This window comes from Streptomyces sp. WAC 06738, from assembly GCF_003945505.1.
Lineage (GTDB): Bacteria > Actinomycetota > Actinomycetes > Streptomycetales > Streptomycetaceae > Streptomyces.
The window spans coordinates 4,213,720-4,231,641 of record NZ_CP029618.1 but is presented as its reverse complement, the minus strand read 5'-3'; the positions used below and the strand labels follow the sequence as shown (position 1 = coordinate 4,231,641).

Annotated in this window: 17 protein-coding genes and 1 pseudogene; 5 read left to right on the top strand and 13 right to left on the bottom strand. The window is 72.4% G+C overall.

Annotated features, from left to right (window positions below; genetic code table 11):
* Positions 1 to 502 precede the first annotated feature (502 nt).
* The 5 genes and pseudogenes from DMB38_RS36445 to DMB38_RS18335 form a co-directional block, all read right to left on the bottom strand.
* Positions 503 to 1,987, bottom strand: a complete 1,485-nt coding sequence (locus tag DMB38_RS36445) for an HNH endonuclease (RefSeq protein WP_206337708.1) — start codon at positions 1,985 to 1,987, stop codon at positions 503 to 505.
* A gap of 506 nt (positions 1,988 to 2,493) precedes the next feature.
* The gene (locus DMB38_RS18350; protein ID WP_125936101.1) at positions 2,494 to 2,790 is read right to left on the bottom strand and encodes an Imm53 family immunity protein; all 297 of its coding nucleotides are present in this window, start codon (positions 2,788 to 2,790) and stop codon (positions 2,494 to 2,496) included.
* A 304-nt stretch (positions 2,791 to 3,094) separates the two neighbouring features.
* A pseudogene (locus DMB38_RS18345) lies at positions 3,095 to 3,602 on the bottom strand (RHS repeat-associated core domain-containing protein); the annotation flags it as partial.
* Positions 3,603 to 3,634: 32 nt separating this feature from the next.
* Complete coding sequence (locus DMB38_RS18340) at positions 3,635 to 4,075, bottom strand: TIGR03668 family PPOX class F420-dependent oxidoreductase (RefSeq protein WP_125936100.1); 441 nt, start codon at positions 4,073 to 4,075, stop codon at positions 3,635 to 3,637.
* Positions 4,076 to 4,187: 112 nt separating this feature from the next.
* Entirely contained in the window at positions 4,188 to 4,697 is a 510-nt protein-coding gene (locus DMB38_RS18335) for a nuclear transport factor 2 family protein (RefSeq protein ID WP_125936099.1), read from the bottom strand.
* Positions 4,698 to 4,788: 91 nt separating this feature from the next.
* Here DMB38_RS18335 and DMB38_RS18330 point away from each other — a divergent pair, with 91 nt between their 5' ends.
* Entirely contained in the window at positions 4,789 to 5,382 is a 594-nt protein-coding gene (locus DMB38_RS18330; RefSeq protein ID WP_125936098.1) for a TetR family transcriptional regulator, read from the top strand.
* A 146-nt stretch (positions 5,383 to 5,528) separates the two neighbouring features.
* Here DMB38_RS18330 and DMB38_RS18325 read toward each other — a convergent pair whose 3' ends face one another.
* The 4 genes from DMB38_RS18325 to DMB38_RS18310 all read right to left on the bottom strand — a co-directional run bounded on the left by DMB38_RS18325 (position 5,529) and on the right by DMB38_RS18310 (position 9,709).
* Positions 5,529 to 6,449, bottom strand: coding sequence for a hypothetical protein (locus DMB38_RS18325; RefSeq protein WP_125936097.1), 921 nt, complete (start codon positions 6,447 to 6,449; stop codon positions 5,529 to 5,531).
* A 130-nt stretch (positions 6,450 to 6,579) separates the two neighbouring features.
* Complete coding sequence (locus DMB38_RS18320) at positions 6,580 to 7,233, bottom strand: DUF1707 domain-containing protein (RefSeq protein WP_125936096.1); 654 nt, start codon at positions 7,231 to 7,233, stop codon at positions 6,580 to 6,582.
* A gap of 110 nt (positions 7,234 to 7,343) precedes the next feature.
* Positions 7,344 to 8,366, bottom strand: coding sequence for a hemolysin family protein (locus tag DMB38_RS18315; protein ID WP_125936095.1), 1,023 nt, complete (start codon positions 8,364 to 8,366; stop codon positions 7,344 to 7,346).
* Positions 8,363 to 9,709 carry a hemolysin family protein gene (locus tag DMB38_RS18310; RefSeq protein ID WP_125936094.1) on the bottom strand — a complete coding sequence of 449 codons (1,347 nt, stop codon included), beginning with the start codon at positions 9,707 to 9,709 and terminating at the stop codon, positions 8,363 to 8,365. The genes DMB38_RS18315 and DMB38_RS18310 overlap by 4 nt, the downstream gene beginning before the upstream one ends.
* Positions 9,710 to 10,008: 299 nt before the next feature.
* Here DMB38_RS18310 and DMB38_RS18305 point away from each other — a divergent pair, with 299 nt between their 5' ends.
* A complete protein-coding gene (locus tag DMB38_RS18305; protein WP_125936093.1) occupies positions 10,009 to 10,968 on the top strand; it encodes a sporulation protein in 960 nt (319 codons plus the stop codon).
* Between the two features lie 131 nt (positions 10,969 to 11,099).
* Here DMB38_RS18305 and DMB38_RS18300 read toward each other — a convergent pair whose 3' ends face one another.
* Both DMB38_RS18300 and DMB38_RS18295 read right to left on the bottom strand, forming a co-directional pair.
* Positions 11,100 to 11,777: a response regulator transcription factor gene (locus tag DMB38_RS18300; RefSeq protein WP_125936092.1), complete on the bottom strand. Its 678-nt coding sequence runs from the start codon at positions 11,775 to 11,777 to the stop codon at positions 11,100 to 11,102.
* Positions 11,768 to 12,976: a histidine kinase gene (locus tag DMB38_RS18295; RefSeq protein ID WP_240662357.1), complete on the bottom strand. Its 1,209-nt coding sequence runs from the start codon at positions 12,974 to 12,976 to the stop codon at positions 11,768 to 11,770. Before DMB38_RS18295 ends, DMB38_RS18300 begins: the two co-directional genes overlap by 10 nt.
* A 111-nt stretch (positions 12,977 to 13,087) precedes the next feature.
* Here DMB38_RS18295 and DMB38_RS18290 point away from each other — a divergent pair, with 111 nt between their 5' ends.
* A complete protein-coding gene (locus DMB38_RS18290; protein WP_125936091.1) occupies positions 13,088 to 14,413 on the top strand; it encodes a serine hydrolase domain-containing protein in 1,326 nt (441 codons plus the stop codon).
* An 18-nt stretch (positions 14,414 to 14,431) separates the two neighbouring features.
* Here the strand turns inward: DMB38_RS18290 and DMB38_RS18285 are convergent, their stop codons facing one another.
* The gene (locus DMB38_RS18285; RefSeq protein ID WP_125936090.1) at positions 14,432 to 15,016 is read right to left on the bottom strand and encodes a TerD family protein; all 585 of its coding nucleotides are present in this window, start codon (positions 15,014 to 15,016) and stop codon (positions 14,432 to 14,434) included.
* A gap of 166 nt (positions 15,017 to 15,182) precedes the next feature.
* On the opposite strand from DMB38_RS18285, the gene DMB38_RS18280 reads away from it, so the two are divergent.
* Together DMB38_RS18280 and DMB38_RS18275 are read left to right on the top strand one after the other, a co-directional pair.
* On the top strand, positions 15,183 to 15,647 hold the full coding sequence (locus tag DMB38_RS18280; protein ID WP_125936089.1) for a hypothetical protein: 465 nt from the start codon (positions 15,183 to 15,185) through the stop codon (positions 15,645 to 15,647).
* Positions 15,648 to 15,739: 92 nt separating this feature from the next.
* Positions 15,740 to 16,459 (top strand): alpha/beta hydrolase, encoded by a 720-nt coding sequence (locus DMB38_RS18275; RefSeq protein ID WP_125936088.1) that lies wholly within the window; start codon positions 15,740 to 15,742, stop codon positions 16,457 to 16,459.
* A gap of 22 nt (positions 16,460 to 16,481) precedes the next feature.
* On the opposite strand, the gene DMB38_RS18270 is transcribed toward DMB38_RS18275, so the two are convergent.
* Positions 16,482 to 17,837, bottom strand: a complete 1,356-nt coding sequence (locus DMB38_RS18270; RefSeq protein WP_125939119.1) for a BTAD domain-containing putative transcriptional regulator — start codon at positions 17,835 to 17,837, stop codon at positions 16,482 to 16,484.
* Positions 17,838 to 17,922 lie beyond the last annotated feature (85 nt).

The following is a 17,922-nucleotide window of genomic DNA, read 5'->3' as shown; positions in this document are numbered from 1 at the left end:
ACACCGTACGCACGTCGCCGTCGGGGATCCCGATCCCGACGTGACCCCGGCCCGCCGGCCTCGTCAGGCCCACGGCTTCCGGCCGCCCTCGCCCGTGACCTGGGACAGATATCGCGTGACCGGGGGTTGCTGTTCTGGTGGCATTCACGTCGGTACACCGCCGTCCGGCACCCGGCGCAAGGATCACTCGACCAGTTCCCCAAGCCGCGGGCCCGCGCCGAGCAGAGCCACACCACGGGGGCGCCGGCTCCGTGGCCCAGGTTGGCCGGCCACCTCCCTACCCGCCGTGCCACTCGCGTGCCCTACACCGCGGTGAAACAGAGGCAACAAGGGTCACTGATCGCGTGCTCCGGTGGACCCGCTTCCTGCGTCGCCGCAGGTCAGACGCACGCAAGTCGTCCAAATCCTCGGGATTCCCAAGCTCAGAGCGCGGGTTCGATTCCCGTCGCCTGCTCCAGTCAGAAGGCCCAGGTCAGCGACCCGTGCCTTTTGTGTTGTCTGCTCACAGGTATGTCTTCAGTGGGCTTGCCTTCCACGCTCGGTCGAGGGAATCGTCCCAAGTCCCGTCTCGATCAAAGCTGGCGGCGCGGCAGCCGCGGGACATGGGCGCCGCAGCGGAATGGCGCCAGGGAGCGTCCCCGATCCGGGCAATGGCATTTCCGCAGTGCCGGCAGGTCGTGTGCTCCATCAGCTCATCGGCGAGCCGGTCGAATTGCGCGGTGCGGTCCGCCGCCTCCTCCCTGATGCCCCGCAGTACCTCCTCGGCGCTGGAGGCGCCCGTCGACCCGATGATGTCGCGCACTAGCGCCGCCGCCGCGATGGCGATGTCCGCCCGGCGTGCGCCCTCAACCAGGCTCCGCGCGCCATCGCTGTTGGGTGACTTGCGCACCGTTCGTTCGGCCAGTTCAACCGACGAACGACTCGACGTCGCCGCCAGGTCATCGGAAGATTCGAGTGCGGCGGCCCTGTCCTTGAGACGCTTGCGAGCCACTTCGAATGCCCATGCCTCTGTGGACGCCTTCTTGGCGACGTTGAAGTGTCTGCTGGTTGCCTTATCCATCACCGTGTGGAACTCTTCCATCAGCGCTCCCCAGTGAGGACCGCCGACGAAATCGTCCGGGCACCAGCCATAGTGACGCACAAGCTCATCGCGGACTCGGTCGAAATGGTGCCGGCTTTTCCGCACGGGACCGGATGTCTCGATGCGGATTCCGACGCGTTCCACCTGTGCCAGCATCTCGGGTTCCACGCCTGCCCACTTCATGTGACCGTCGCGTTCAGAGGCGTAGTCGACCCAGGACCAGAACGCCTCAGCGTCAGCGACGTCGGGCGCTTCACGATGGTGACGTGGGCACAGGAGGGCGAAGTTGCGCACATCGTTGGAACCGCCGAGTGCCACTGGGACCACATGGGCCCTTTCCACTGGTGACTGCCAGCAGATCAGGCAGATCGGCTCCACGAGACCGAGGTAGTTGGCGATGGCCTGGACCGAGGGCCTGGACCGGCGCTGGTCGGGGTGGCTGTCCCGACTACGTACAGGCAGGTCGCGGTGGTCATAGCTGTGCGCACGATCGGGGTCTCGTACGGACACGAGGTCAGGGATGTCCTCACGTTGCGGCTCAGGATTACTCACCTGATAGAGCGGTGTACTGATCTCCGTGAGATACGGGCCGAGGAATCCCAGCAGATAATCTCGCATGATCTCCAGGGAGTCGGCGTCGTAGCCGCCGGCGGAGTTTCGGTGTCCTTGGATATCAAGATATAGATGGCGCGGGGAACCCGGCGTCGTGCTTGCGGCCTTCTTGAGGATTGAGAATAGGCGGGTGGCACACTTGCCGAAGTCCTCTTCCACCCGCATGTCGTGGTACAGGGCAATGCCCTTCGGTTCCGGATCGGTTGTCTGCCCATCGGCAGAGGCGGTGCGGTGCGTGCCACCGGGGCGGGCTGAGCGCTGAGCCCTGGTCAGCTTCTCTGAGCTGTCATCCATGGAGGGACTGTAAGCGCCCGCTCTGACAGTACGTCCACGGCGTCTGATCTGAGCAAGCACGTGCGGTCTTGGGAGCCCACCGAGTAGGCGGAGCGCTGCACTGAGGCGCTCCACACGGCAGCGCGGCAGGCTCGTCCGGCGGAGAGGGAGCGAGGCCGTTCACCACGTCCAAGGCCGTACGTCCGGCCACCCACCCGGCGACGTTCATCCACGCAATCCCCGCCAGCAGCCATCGGCACACCTCGCCCTGACCAAGCACCGTGAGCGCGGGTCAACCCCATCCCGTGCCTTCGGCAAGTCAGTCGTCTGCCTCGCGGGCGGTCGCGAAGGTGTAGGGCGCAGCCCATCGATGCCATCCGGCCCGGAGTACCGCGTCTGATAGCGCCCGGAGGCTTCCCGCTCTCTCACCCCAGAGCAGTTCCCGCCCAAACCTGCTCCTTCGACCTCCGCTGGCCTCGGACGGTCCGGTCGTCGGTCACGCGGAGGGCAACGCAAGACCGTGGTGCTCAGGGTGAGAGGAAATCCAGGGTCGCGCGGACGGCTCTTTCCAGGTCCTTGGGGCCGCATGCGACCCGCAGGATGCGGCCGTCCGCGGATCTGTGCAGCCACGAGCCGTCGGTGCCTTCCTCCACATCAGGCGCAAGGGTGACACCGTCCTTGCTCGTGCCGGGCAGATCGACCTGGATGAGCCATCCGGGGTTGTCCAAAGTCTCGATCTTCACCCCGAACTCGTGCTCCCAGTCACCGTCGCACTGGTCTGCATACCAGGCGCTCAGTGCGCTGAGCAGATCACGGGTTTCCACCGGGGGTTATCTCCCAGGGTTCGGCCGGCCGGGCAGAGACGTCCGGGAGGTTGATGTGAGGTGTGGGGATGACCTGCCCTGTCTTCTTGTCGAAGTGTGGCTGGCCCTGCATGTCGGCACGTTTCACCATCTCCCACGGCGCGGGGTTCTTGGGATTGGACTAGGGAGCCCACTCTGCGTAGTGAACCACGCGCCCGGTTGAGGCGTCGCGCCGGAACGTCGTGTGTGGTCCGGTCGCGTTGGGGTCCGGTCGCAGCCCCTTCTTCCGGCCCTTCCCTCCGTTGCCGGCCGGCGGGCTGTGCGCGGCCAGACCCAGTGGGTCGGTCCAGGTGGTGGGGTTGTGCGGGTAGGTGTACGGGTTGGGGGCGGGGGGTCAAGCCCAGCGGGTCGAGGGTGGTGTAGCGGTGGCCGGGTCGTAGTGGCGGAGGACGTTGTAATGCCAGCCGGTTTCGGCGTCCGCGTACTGGCCGGGGAAGCGCAGCGGCATCTCGTCGGTGTCACCGCTCATCGCGAGAGGCAGTCCCCAGAGCGTGGACCTCTGCCGCCAGATCCACGGACTCGCCGCGCGTGGTCGCCTGTTCGACGAGGGTCGATCCGTCCGAGGTGAAGTCGGTGCGTTCCACCGCCGCGCCGGTGCTGTCGAGGCGCTCCTTTGCCACGCGGCGGCCGAAGCCGTCGTAACGGTAGCGCCAGGTGGTGCCGTCGGGGGTGACGGTGTGGGTGAGGCGGCTGTCGGCGTCCCAGGTGTAGCGCCAAGTCTCGGGCTTCTTCGACAGCCGGCGACGCTGCCGCAGGACGACGCGGCCGGCGGCACTCCGCTCCGCACTGGTGCCGAAGACCCAGGTCAGCGAGTTGGGCCTTTCGTGTTGTCGGTGAAAGCCCACCCGGTCCAGGTCACGACGTGGATGGCGACCACCGCGCCCGGTGGGGGTGCTTCCTCGTACTGACGGTACTTCTGTTGCAGCAGATCGACGGCCGGCAGGCGGCCGGCGTCGTCTTCCCGGATCTCAGCCCGGCCGTCGGCGCGGGCCCACCACAAGGATGCCCAGTCGTCGGCGTAGTGATCGGCGATGACCGACACGGCGGGGTTCTCCGCGATGTTGCGCAGCCGGCGCAGGTCGGTCGTGCGCTTCGGCTTGTGATCGACGGCGAAGACGATCACGTCCCCGTCGACGGCGAAGGTGATGGGTACGACGTGCGGCACACCTGCCCTGTCGGCCGTAGCCAGCCGCGCAACGGGGGAGCCGATGAAGCGATCACGAGCCTCGACCGCGGAGAGGTTCATGGGCCGAAGGTACACACCGTGCCGGATCCATGCAGGCAGCCCACGTGCCCCACGCTGAGCGGTCGCCCAAGTGACCCCGGATCCGGTCTCGACGCCCCCCCGCGAAAGGGCTTCAGCAGGCGGGGCTGCCTATGACGTTGCAGAACGTCACCGGGTTTCCGTACTCCTCTATGTGGACCAGGCGGCCGTTCTTCCAGTCGTAGCGGAAGATGTAGTCGTTCTCGTACGGGCGGCCGTCTGCCGTGGTGAAGTTGCCGGCGGCCTGGACGAACGAGGTCGTGCCGTCGGTGGTCGTGCTCACCCGGACGCCGGTGAAGTCGATCTCGCCCATGGTCGTGAACACGCCCTGGACGTAGCCCAGGACCTGTTCCTTCCCCGTGAAGCGGGCGGCGTCCTCCCTCTTTCCCGTCAACGACAGGGGCAGCGTCAGTGTGGCCTCCCGGTGCGTCAGCTCGGAGACGGTTTCGAGGTCCTTGCGCTCCAGGGCCCGGATGAACTCGTACGTCTGGCCCTTCGTTCCGGTCGCCGGCCCGGCGTTGGCGGTGCCGGTGACGGTGACGGCGGCGGCTGCGATCAGTGCTGCCACTCCCGCCGCCGGCAGCCAGATGGTTCGTGCCCGCATGGGTCGCTCCTCAGTGGACGGTTTTGAGACTGCGTATCGACTGATACTCAGTATCGTAAGCCATCCGGCGCGGCCTCACTAAGGTGACCGCATGGAACAGCAGGACCTCCCCGCCGGCTCGCTGCGCGCGCGGAAGCAGCGGCGTGCTCGTGAGGCGATCATCAAGGCGGCCCACGAGCTGTTCGCCGAGCGCGGCTTCGACCACGTCACCGTCGCCGACATCGCCCGGCACGCGGAGGTCGGACGGGCCACGTTCTTCCGGCACTTCGGCGACAAGCAGGAGGTCGTCTTCGGGAGCGACGAGCAGATCGACACGGTGATCGCGGAGGCCGCGCGGGCGCCCGTCGACGCCCCGATCGGTGACTCCCTGCCCGCGGCGCTGGCCCATGTGCGCACCATCGTCGTGGCCTTCATGGAGCGGCTGACCGAGGAGCCCGAGGCGTACACCCGCCACGAGCAGCTCGTCGCCCGGCACGCCGAACTCCGCGCCCGCAGCCTCACCAAGCAGCGCCGGTACGTCGAGGGGCTGACCGAGTTGCTGCGGGAGAAGGGCGCCGAACGGGAGACCGCCGCGCTCGCCGCCGAGATCGGGTTGGCGTGCTTCTACGCGGGGCGTACGGCTTCGGGGAACGACCCGGCGCGACTGGCCGCGGCCGTCGACGCCGCCTTCGGCCGTCTGGCCTGAACGGCAGGGGTATCGCGCCGTCGTTCGACCCCGTTGCGGCGGCCGGAGCCGGCGGCGATCCACCGCGGCGTGGCCCGCAAGCCGTAGCCGATCGCCGCCCCGGAAGACCCGGAAGCCCCGCAGCCCCGCAGTCCCGCAGCCCCGCCTCAGGCCGCGCAGAGCGGCGTCGTCCGTACGTAGCCGCCGTGGTTCTCGTCGTCCGTGCCCAGGAAGGCGTCCGTGGTGCCGGGGAGGCATTCGACCGCCTCGATCTTGTAGCCCGGGTGCGTCTCCAGCACGGCCGGGGACGCCGCCATCATGAGCCGTACGCGGCCGGCCGGCGTGACCGTGACGCTGCCCGCGTTGCTCACCGCGGAGTCGAACGGGCCGTCGTCGCCCGCGTCCGCCGCCGAACTCGCCAGGATCCGGCCGGAGTCGGTCACCGAGATGTCGGAGATGTAGCGGGTCCCGTCACCGGTCGGGTACGTCGCCCGGTAGTCCCGGCGGGTCACCGTGCCGAACAACGGCTGGCCCCAGGAGGCGAAGGTCAAAGGCGCCGCGTAGACCGTCGCCGGGCGGCCCGCGCCCGCGCCGCGGTCCGCCCAGAGGGCCGCGAGGTTGCCGTTCTGCGCGACGAGCGCGAAGCTCTCGAAGTCGTCGCCCTCGCCGATGGCCGGCAGCGGGGCGTAGTCGACGACCGTCGCCATGGCGCCGGTGACTTTCAGGCGGTAGACGATGCCGCGGCCGGCGAGCGCCAGGAACTCTCCCGGCGCTCCGGGGACGGCCTCGATGGCCTCCAGGTCGGAGGGTTCCGCTCCGTCCCAGACGAGCGGGGTGACCGCCGCGGAGCCCTCGCCGTGGGTGATCCGGGAGAGACGCGGCTGCCCGGACCGCTTGTTGTCGTGGACGACCAGGACGTCCGTCCCCGCGTCCGTACGGCCCTCGTACGCGGCGCCGCTCACGCCGCCGTGCGCATCGGTGCCGACCTTCAGCCATGCGTCGTCCGCGCCGGCCGGGGCGGTGGCGGCCATCGCCAGGAGCGCGGCCGCCGCGGTGAGCCAGGCCGTGCACTGCGTCGGAAGTTTCACCGGAGGGCTCGCTTTCTGTCCGTCGGGCGCGAAGGACTCGCGCCGGGACGTCAGGTTAGGGAGCGCCGGGCGGCCAGACCCGCCACCGTTACCCCGCTTGCCGGAGCGCACCGCCCGGCTCACGGGAGCACTACCTGCGCAGCAGCCACTGTCCGAACGTCCGCCGCCGCGGCCGTACGACGACGCGGCCGTGGGCCTTCTGCCCGTACAGCTCCACCCGCAGCCTCACCGGCACAGCGGGATCCGCGGGCGGTTCGCGGAACACGACCTTGCTGTGCACCAACTGCAGGCCGTCGGTGTCGACCACGATGCCGGGGCCGGTGACCAGCGTCAGGTTCTTCCCCATCATGGCCACGTCGATCCGCAGGGTGTCCTGCGTGATCACCGCGTCGGTGAAGTCGAGGGTCACCTCGCAGTACGTCACCGCGAGTTCCAGCCTGCGCGGCACCACCCAGCGCCCCACGCGCTCGATCGCGCCGCTGTGGATCTGCTCGATCCTGACCAGGTCCTTCACCTCGGCCCCTGCCGCACCGGCACCGGCCGACACGGGCGGCAGATCGGCGGTGAGCACGGCCAGTTCGCTGCGGGTACGGGCCGACAGGGCCGCCTCCACGCGCTGGTCCAGCTCATCCGCGGTGAGCAGGCCCTCCCCCGCGGCGATCCGCAGCACGTCCACCACCCGGTCCCGGTCGGCGTGCGAGGCGCGCAATTCGGGCTGCGAGCCCGGCGAACCCGGCGAGCCGGGGGCGGAGTGCTTCCCGGTGGGCGAGATCTCTCCCGACATGTTTCCGTCCTGGTCCGTCCTGGTCCGGTCGCGCGTGCGCGCGTGACGCGGGCATCGGCGCCCACCAGACTAGCGCTATATCGCGACACACATCCGGCCCGGCCCCGCACTCACGCCGGTTGCGCGTGAAGCAGGCGGGCGAGGATGTCGTCGAGGGTGAGCAGGCCGGTCAGCTCGCCGGAGCCGTCGCGGACGAGGGCGAGCGGCGCACGGTCGCGGCGCATGCGGGTCAGCGCGGTGGCGGCCGTGTCCGAGGCGGCGACTTCCGGTACGGGGCGGGCCAGCTCCGCGGCCGTCACGTCCCGGTCGCCCTCCCGCGCGACGAGGGCGGCGCGGGCGTGGACGACGCCCAGGACGCCGCCGGCGTCGTCGCGTACGAGCAGCCGGGTGCGGCCCGCGGCGCTCGCCGTCGCCAGGACGGCCTCCGGGCCGGCGCCCCCGTCGACGTAGACGATCCGCGCGGCCGGTGTCTGGAGGTCCCCGACGAGCGTGTCCGGCTCGGTCAGCGAGCGCGTCAGGAGCCGGGAGTCGGCGGAGTCGATGAGGCCGAGGCGCCCGGACTCGGCGACCAGGTGGGTGAGTTGCTCCCGGTTGTGGACGGAGGTCAGCTCCTCGCGCGGCGTGACGCGGCAGAGGCGCACCAGCCCGTTGCTGACCTTGTTGAGCACCCAGAGCGGCGGCCGTACGAGCATGACGACCCCGCGGAACGCCGGGGCGAGCAGCATGGCGGAGCTCTCGGGGTGGGCGATGGCCCAGGACTTGGGCGCCATCTCGCCGACGACCATGTGCAGGAACACCACGACGACCATCGCGAGCGCGAAGGCGATCCCGTAGCTCAGCCCGCCGGGCAGGCCCAGGTCCTCCAGCAGCGGGTCGACGGCGTGGGAGATCGCGGGCTTGGAGACCGAGCCGAGGCCGAGGGTGCAGACGGTGATGCCGAGCTGGGCGCCCGCCAGCATCAGCGACAGCTCGCGCATCCCGGCGAGCGCGGACCTGGCGCCGCGCCGCCCGTCGGCGACGGCCTGCTCCACCCGGTGCCGCTTGGCGGCCACGAGCGCGAACTCTGCGGCGACGAAGAACCCGCTGCCGATCAGCAGCAGCACGGTCACGAGGAGGGCGACGGGCAGGCTCATGCGTCCGCCCCCTTCGCCTCGCCGGCGGCGGGGGCCGCGGGCCGGTGTTCCAGCCGTACGCGCTCGGGCACGTGCCGTTCCAGCGCCAGTACCTCCAACTCCGCCCGGCCGCCGTCCGGCAGCTCCACGGTGACGCGGTCGCCGACGTCGGGGAAGCGGCCGAGGCGGTCGACGATCAGCCCGGCGGCCGTGTCGTAGTCCGCCTCCTCCGGCAGGGCGACGCCCGTCGCCTGCTCGATCTCGTCCAGCCGGCGGCCCGCCTCGACCAGCCAGCCGGTGCCGTCCGCGACGGCGACGGGGGTGCGGTCGTCGGACTCGTCCACGATCTCCCCCACGAGTTCCTCCGCGATGTCCTCGAAGGTGGCGATCCCGGCCAGACCGCCGTGCTCGTCGAGCACCACGGCGAACTCCTCGTGCCGCTCCTGCATACGCGCCACCGCGTCCGGCAGCGGCAGGGTCTCCGGCAGCAGCAGCGGGCGCCGGGCGGCCTCCCCGGCCGTCGTACGGTCGAGGCGGTCGGCCGGCAGCGCCATCAGCTCGTCGACGCCGAGGACGCCGACGACGTCGTCGCGGTGGTCCCCGATGACGGGGTACGCGGAGTGCCCGCGGCCCGCGATGAGCCGGACCGCCTCGCGCGCCGGGGCGCGGGCCGCCACGTACGCCACGTCGGCCGCCGGCACCATCGCCGCCGCCAGCGTGCGCTCGGAGAAGCCCAGCGCGTGGTCCAGCAGTTCGGCGTGCTCGCGCGGCAGGTGCCCGTGCTCGTGGGACTCGCCGATGAGATGGCTCAGCTCCTCCAGGGACGCGCCGTGGTGCAGCTCCTCGACGGGCTCGATGCCGACGCGGCGCAGCAGCCGGTTCGCGGCGCCGTCGAAGATCCGTACCACCGGCTGCGCCACCTTCAGGTACGCCAGCGTGGAGGCGCCGAGCGCCTTGGCGAGCCGGTTGGGGACGGCGAGCGCGAGGTTCTTCGGGGCGAGTTCCCCGATGACCATCTGCACCACGGTGGCCAGCACGAACGCGAGCGCCACGGAGATCCCGGACACGGCGCCGCCGGGTACGCCGAGGGCGGTCAGCACCGGCTCCAGCAGCTCGGACATGGCAGGTTCGGCGAGGAAGCCGACGACGAGGCCGGTGACGGTGATGCCCAGTTGGGCGCCGGACAGCATGAACGACAGCCGCCCCAGCACCGCGACGGCCCGGACGGCGCGCTTGTCGCCGGCCTCGGCCTCCCGGGCCAGCGCCAGCCGGTCGGCGGCGACGTAGGCGAACTCCTGGGCCACGAAGTACCCCGTGCCCAGGGTGAGGACGACCACCGCGGCCAGGGCGAACCAGGCGCTCATCGGTCACCGCCCGGGACGGGTCCGGCCGCGGGCACGCGGGGATGGAAGTGGCCCTGTTCGGGAGGTTCGCCCATGGGGGGACCGCTGCTCCTTGGTAGTTCGCCGCCGGCCGCCGGTCACCGGTCACCGGTCGACCGCTGCCGGCCGCCCGTCGCCCTGCTCCGTGCGAGTCGTCGGATCGAGTGGATCTGGCCGAATGCCGATGTCGCGGACACCAGAGTAAAGGGATAGTAAATCCGAGCGGCGATCCCCTCGCCCGCCACCTCATTCGCACAGACGACGAAGGAGACGACTACCGCATGGTGTTCAAGCGACTGCTCGGCGCGATCGGCGTGGGCGCGCCCAGCGTGGACACGGTCCTGGAGGGCGGTGCGGTGCTGCCCGGCGGCACCCTGGGCGGCCGGGTGCTGCTGCGCGGCGGCAGCGCCGCGGCCGACATCGAGCAGATCACCCTGGAGCTCGTCGCCCGCGTCGAGGCCGAAGGCGACGACGGCGAGCACGAGGGCACGGTGTCCTTCGGCCGCTTCCCGGTCGGCGGCGCCTTCCGCCTCGGCGAGGAGGAGGCCCACGAGGTGCCGTTCTCCCTGGTCCTGCCGTGGGAGACGCCGATCACCGAGTTGCACGGCCAGTCCCTCGGTCTCCCTCTTGGCGTCCGTACGGAACTGGCCGTGGCCGGCGCCCGTGACGCCGGCGACCTGGACCCGCTGGCGGTCCGCCCGCTGCCGGTGCAGGAAGCGGTCCTGGAGGCTTTCGGACAACTCGGCTTCGCCTTCACCTCCGCCGACCTCGAACTCGGCCACATCCCCGGCACCGGCCAGCAGCTCCCCTTCTACCAGGAGATCGAGCTGGCTCCCGGCCCGCAGTTCGCGCACGCGATGCAGGAGGTCGAGGTGACGTTCCTCGCCTCGCCCGGGGGCATGGAGGTCGTCCTGGAGGCCGACAAGCGCGGCGGGATGTTCTCCGCGGGCCACGACGCGCTCGCGCGCTTCACGGTGAGCCACCACGACGTCGCGCAGGCCGACTGGACCGCCCTGGTGGACTCCTGGGTGAAGCAGTTGGCGGAGCACCGCGGCGCCCCGCCGGGCTCGTACGGCCACGGGGGACACCACCACGGGGAGGACCACGGCCGCCGCGGCCCGGGAATGGGCACGGTCGCCGTCGCGGCGGCGGGCGGCCTCGCGGCGGGCGTCGTGGGCGGGATGGTCGCCGCGGAGGTCGTCGACGAGATCGGCGACGCCTTCGAGGACGAGGAGGAGTAACCCGCCCCCGCGGTCCGGCGGGCGTGGTCCGGCGGGCGCGGTCCGACGGGCGCGGTCCGACGGCCGCGGTCCGACGGCCGCGTCCGGCTGAGGGCCGGTAGCCGCCGGGGCGGCCTCCCGGGCCTGCCGGGTCACGTTTCGGGCGTAGCCCGGTGCCCGTCCAGGGCCCGTTGCCGGCGCAGGTGGGCCAGGACGGCGCGGACGCGGCGGTGGCCGCTGTCGCCGGGGGCCAGGCCGAGCTTGAGGAAGACGTTGCCGATGTGCTTGTGCACGGCGTTGCCGGTGATGACGAGCCGCCGGGCGATGGTCGCGTTGTCGTGGCCCTCGGCCATGAGCGCGAGCACCTCGCGCTCCCGCGCCGTGAGCGCGTCGACGGGGTCGCCGCGGGCGGCGAGAAGCTGGGCGACGACCTCCGGGTCCATGGCCGTGCCGCCGCCCGCCACCCGGCGCAGCGCGTCGGTGAACTCCGCGACGCGGCTGACGCGGTCCTTGAGCAGGTACCCGATGCCGCCGCGGGTGTCGGCGAGGAGGCGGCCCGCGTAGTCCTGCTCCACGTACTGCGACAGGACCAGGACGGGCAGCGCCGGGTGGTCGCGGCGGGCCCGTACCGCGGCCCGGATGCCCTCGTCGCGGAACGTCGGGGGCAGGCGTACGTCCACGATGGTGACGTCCGGGCGGTGGGTGGCGACGGCGGCGAGGAAGCCGCGGGCGTCGGCCGCGACGGCGGCGACCTCGAAGCCCTGGGAGTCGAGGAGGAGTTCCAGCCCGGACGAGAGCAGGACGTTGTCCTCGGCGATCACTACGCGCACGGCAGCTCCACGGTGACGACGGTCGGCCCGCCCGGCGGGCTGCTGATCCCCAGGGAGCCGTCCAGGGCGGCGGCCCGGCGGCGCATGCCGTCGAGGCCGGAACCCGGGGCGGCCTCCGCTCCGCCGGTCCCGTCGTCGGCGATCACCGTACGCAGCAGCGCTCCTTCGCGGGTGACCCGTACCGACGCGCGGGCGGCGCCGCTGTGCCGGGCGACGTTCGCCAGCGCCTCGGTGACGGCGAAGTACGCGACGGCCTCGACCGCCGCCGGGACCTCGCCGAGCGGGCCGACGTCGACGCGCGTCGGCACCCCGGCCCGGGTGGTCAGGGTGCTGAGCGCGCCGGGTAGTCCCTGGTCGGCCAGCACCGGCGGGTAGATGGTGCGGATGACGGAGCGCAGTTCGGTCATCGCGTCCTCGGTCTCGGCGTGCGCCTGCCGCACCAGCACGGCGGCCCCGGCGGGGTCGGCCGCGAAGCGATCCCCCGCCACGGCGAGCCGCATCGCGATGGCCACGAGCCGCGCCTGGGTGCCGTCGTGCAGGTCCCGTTCGATGCGGCGGAGTTCGGCGCTGTGCGCCTGGAGTACGTCCGTACGGGTCCGGGTCAGCTCCGTGACGCGCTCGACCAGGTGCTCCGCGGGCGAGGGCGCCAGGGCCGCGAGGCAGCAGCGGGCGTGCGCGCGGGCGAGCGGCGGGAGGGCGGCGGCGGCGAGGGCCGACAGGCCCGCGGCGTTCATCAGGCCGTGCGGCAGCGCGGTGTCCCAGTCGGTGAGGTGGACGCTCATCAGGGGAAGCCACGGCGGCGAGGGAAAGGCCCACCACAGCAGGGTGATCACCGGGGTGAGGGCGAGCGTGCCGAGGAGGAGCAGGGCGAGGCCGCCCGCCGCCAGGCCCGTGCCGGCCTGGATCACGAGCCACCGCAGGTTGCGGACGGCGGCGCGGGGGTGCGGCTCGACCGGCTGCCCCAGCAGCGCCCCGGCGCGCCGCCGGTGCCGCTCCGCCCAGCGCTGCGTACGCGACGGAACGCAGAGCAGCGGCGCGGCGGCGAGGGTCGCCGCGGCGGTGGCGAGGGTGGGCAGCAGGTAGCGGCCGGCGCGCCAGGCGGCGGTGCAGCGGGCGCGGGCGGCGCGGAGGAGGGCGGGCGCGGCGGGCGCGTTGGGCGCTTGCCGGCCTGCATACGGGGAGGGTGTCGGAGACCGCACACGCGTCACCGTAGGTACCGGGCGGCCCCGCAGGCACTACAGCCAGCCGTACCTTTCCTCCGGCAGTCCGGGGTAGCGACCGGCGGCCCGCCGCCTTCCTACCGTGCCGCCATGGAATCCACCCGCACGAAGACGACACCGCGGCGCCGCACCGGCGGACGGCGGTGGCCGGCGGCGGCGGCCGTCCTGGTCGCCGCCTGCGCGGCCGGCGCCGTACAACTGCCCGCCGACGCACGCGAAGACGCACACCGAGCGGCCGGACCCGGCTACGGCCGCGACGATCTGCGCCGCGACACCGACGCCGTGAGGGACCTGGGCATCACCGGCGTCCAGGCCCGCGTGACCGCGGGGCCCCCGCGCGGGGGCTCCCCGACCGCGGGCCCCCTGGCCGTGGGAGGCGGCCGGAACCTGGTCGCCACCAGTGGCGTCGCCGACGTGGACACGCACCGGCCGGTGCCCCGCAACGGCTACTTCCGGATGGCCAGCACCGGCAAGGCGCTCGTCGCCACCGTGGTCCTGCAACTGGCCGACGAGGGCAGGCTCGGGCTCGACGACACGGTCGATCGCTGGCTGCCGGGACTGGTGGCCGGCAACGGCAACGACGGCGGCCGGATCACCGTCCGCCACCTCCTCCAGCACACCTCCGGCCTCCACGACGACCTCCCCGGCTTCGCCACCCCGCGGGAGTACTACGCGCACCGGTACGACACCTACACCGCCCGGCAGGTCGTCGCGCGCGCGATGAAGCACCGCCCGGACTTCCCGCCCGGCACCGGATGGGGCTACTCCAACACCGGCTATGTCCTGCTCGACCTGATCATCGAGAAGGTCACGGGCCGCCCGTGGCACGAGGAGGTCGAGGCCCGGGTGCTGGCACCGCTCGGAATGGACCGCACCTACCTGCCGGGCGGCACGCCCACCCTGCGCACGCCGCACGCCCGTGCGTACCAGGTCTTCCCGTCCGGCGAACGCCTGGACGTCACGAAGGTGCTGGTCCCCGACCCCGGCGGCTACGTCTCCACCACCGCGGACCTCAACCGCTTCCTCCGGGCGCTGCTCGGGGGCGAGTTGCTGCCGCGGGCGCGGCTGGCGGAGATGCGGGAGACCGTCCCGGTGAGCGAGGAGCTGGCGGAGTTCTGGCCGGGCGGACGCTACGGCCTCGGCCTCGTCGAACGGCCGCTGTCCTGCGGCGGCAGCTACTGGGGCCACGGCGGCGGCGAAGCCGGCTACATCACCGTGAACGGCGCCACCGCCGACGGCGGCCGGGCCGTCACGGTCTCGATGTCCACCGCGCTGGGGGACTCCCACGAGAGCATGCTCCGGCAGGAGCGGGTCGCGGGCGAACTCGTCGACCGCGCGCTCTGCGACACGGGCGGGGGCGGCGGAGGGAAGCAGCGTCCGCCCAGGGGGGCGGCGTCCCGGGCGAACGCTTCCTGATTGCTCCGTGCCTGGTCGCTACTTGCCTGCGGCGAAGCGCATGAGCGAGTGTTCGTTGCCCTGCTTGATCTTGCCGGTCTCGTTGATCACCTGGAGCCGCCAGGTCTCCCCGGAACGGGTGGCCTTGGCGACGGCGCAGCCGTTGTCGGTGGTGAGCAGGCTGGGCCAGATGTCGGCGACCTGCTGGGTGCTGCCACCGGAGGCGTCGTACACCTTGAAGCTGATGTTGCGCGCCTTCTGGAAGCTGCTGCCCTTCTTGTAGGCGGCGGCGACGAAGACGATGGCGGTGATCTGGCCCGGGATCCGGGAGAACTCGACGGTGACCGTCTCGTCGTCGCCGTCGCCCTTGCCGGTCTGGTTGTCGCCGCTGTGCACGATCGCGCCGTTGCCCATGGGGTCCAGCGAGTCGAGGCCGGCGAGCCGGACCGGGTCGGATCCCGCCATGGCGATGGCGATCAGGTCGAGGTCGGTGCCCTTGGTCTGGCGCAGCTTGCCCATGAGCCCGCCGCTGCTCCCGACCGTGGGGTCCCAGGAGACCCCTATCGACAGGTGGGTAACCCCGGCCAGGTCCGCCGGTTCGTCATCCTTCGTAAGCGTGATCATTCCCGATCCCTTGGTGGTGAGACGGTGCAATCCGAGCGGCTCCGGCGCCACATGGGCCTCGGGTGACAGCCACTCCGTATGGGAACATACCGTGCCGGGCCGGACGCCAGGGACCCACAACGCCCCGGATCCACCCCGGAACCGCCCCTCCGGCGACACTGATTCCATGCGCAGCGTCTTCGACGACTACTTGGCCGAATGGAATCACCCGGTCTTCTGGCGGCCGGTGGTCGAGAGGCTCGCCGAGCGGGCCCGCGACTGGCCCGACGGCCTCCCCGCGCCGGACCACTTCTACGTGTACGAGGCAATCGACTGCCCCGAAGCCGCGGAAGGCGGACTGCTCGTCTGGATGGACGTGTCGGATCGGCGCACGAACCAGGTGATCCGTACGCTCGGCGGCCAGTTCGATCACGCAGGGCTGCGCTGCGGGCCGCTGGTCTCCCATGCGCCGGGTCAGCCTCGTGACCTGGTGAACCTCACCTGGTCCACCGTGCCCCTCGAAGGCCACTCGCTGCCGGAGCTGGCCGATCGGCTCCTCGCCTGGCTCGTCGACGAGTCGCAGCGCGTCGGCGGTGTCGACGAGGGCGGCCCTCCGTCCGTCGCGGGACGCCTGAAGGACCGGTCCGGCTGACCCGTGCAGGCCGGCCACGGGTCGCGGGTCCGTCTTCGGCCGCTTACCGTCGGTCGGGAGGGGGTGGCCGCCGAGCGTGAGAGCAGGTTGTGATGGCCGACAAGCCCGCCGTCGTCCTGGTGCACGGTTTCTGGGGTGGAGCCGCCCACTGGGCGAAGGTCATCGTCGAGCTGGACCGGCGGGGCTTCACCGACTTGCACGCGGTGGAGAACCCGCTGACCTCCCTGGCCGACGACGCCGAGCGCACCCGCACGATGATCAAGCAGGTAGACGGCCCCGTGCTGCTGGTCGGGCACTCCTACGGCGGGGCGGTGATCACCGAGGCCGGGGATCTGCCCAACGTCGCCGGGCTGGTCTACGTCGCCGCCTTCGCGCCCGACGCAGGCGAGAGTCCCGGGCAGATCGCCCAGGAGACCCCGCCCGCCGCGTTCGAGAACATCGCGCCGGACTCCGACGGCTACCTGTGGATCAAGCAGGACAAGTACCACGAGAGCTTCTGCCAGGACCTGCCCCGGGACGAGGCCCTGGTCATGGCGGTGACACAGAAGGCGCCGCTGGGCTCGACCTTCGGTGACAACGTCACCGCAGCGGCCTGGAAGACCAAGCCGGTCTGGTACCAGGTCTCCACCGCCGACCGCATGATCCACCCGGACAGCGAGCGCCGCATGGCCCGGCGGATGAACCCGCGCAGGACCGTCGAACTCGACGCCGGCCACGCCTCCCTGGCCTCCCAGCCCGGACCGGTCAGCGACCTGATCGAGGCGGCGGCCTCCGAACTCACGGGCGAGACCTGGAGCGCCAGGGCGGCCTGACGGCGGCTGTGCGGTGCGGGTTTCAGGTGAGGCAGGCCGCGTGCTCGCGGGCCGCGCAGGTGCCCAGGGAGCACCAGCGGCGGCGGCCCTGGGTGTCGAGGAACAGCCAGCCGCAGTCCGGGGACGGGCACGCCGTCACCGTGAAGCGCCGCGGGTCGGCGAGGAGGTCGGCGGCGCTGCGGGCGACCGCCAGTACCGGCAGGCGCAGGCCCGTCGAGGCGGGGAGCCGCCAGCGGCCCAGGCCGTCCTCGTCGCGGTGGAACTCCGCCGCCCGGGCGGCGGCTTCGGCCGTGCGCGCGACCTGCTTGAAGGCGCGCCGGTCGGCCGGGTCGACGAAGCAGTCGTGCATCGCGGTACGCAGCTCGCGGGCCTCCGCCAGCGCCTCCACGGCGGCGGCGGGCTGCTCTTCCGCCTGCTTGAGGAGCCGGGTGACCAGCCAGTCCTCCAGCACCCCGAGGTGCCCCGCCCACACGGCGAGCGCCCGGTAGCCCGTCAGCCACTCCGCCCCGGCCGCGCGGGCGCCGTCCCAGCCGGCCCAGGTGTTGCAGAACTCCAGGGCGGGCTGGCCGCTGGTGTGCAGGGGCAGGCGTACGCCCCGGACCCGGACGGCGTACGCGGGCAGCGGCGGTTCGTCGAGCGAGGGGTCGGCGCTGAGCACCTTCGCGTGTACGTCGCGGAGGGCCGGGCCCGGTGCGACGCCCAGTTCCGCAGCGAGGGCGAGGCGGGTGGTGCGGTAGACGTCGAGGGCCTCGGCCTGGCTGCCGGCGCGGTAGAGGGCGGTCATCAGGGAGGCGACGAGCCGTTCGCGCAAGGGGTAGCGGGCGACCAGGGGCCGGAGTTCGGCGGCGAGGGGGCCGCCGCCGTCGCGCGCCCCGTCGCGGCCGGTGTGCAGCCGGTCCTCGGCGCGCTGCTCCAGGGCGCCGAGCCGGAGTTCGGCCAGCTCCGCGCCGAGCCGGGCGCGGAGTTCGCCGTCCGCGAGCCCGTCGAGGAGTTCCCCGCGCCACAGGGCCAGCGCCTCCTCGGTACGGCGCAGCCGCTCCGCGGGGTCGCGCAGCGCGGCGGCGGCGCGGGCCCGTTCGGCGAACTCGGCGGCGTCGGTCCGCCACCCGCCCGGCTCGGCGGCGTACCCGTCGCCGCGGGTCACGATCCGTACCCCGTGCGGCCGGAGCGCCATGCGCAGCCGGCTGACGTAGGTGTGCAGCGTGCCCCGCGCGCCACCCCCGTCCCACAGCACCTCCGCCAGCCGCCCGGCGGCCACCGCCCGCCCGGGGGCGAGCAGCAGCACCGCGAGCAGCAGCCGCTCCTGGCGCCGTCGGCTCAGCGAGACCGGGGCGCCGTCGCGTACCGCCTCGAAGGGCCCGAGCAGGCGGAACTCCAACACGAGGGCAGCGTACGCCGGTTGTGGTGAGCGGATGGTGAGGCGGCGGGACCAGGCTCGGAGGACGAGCACGTGCCCCGATCCG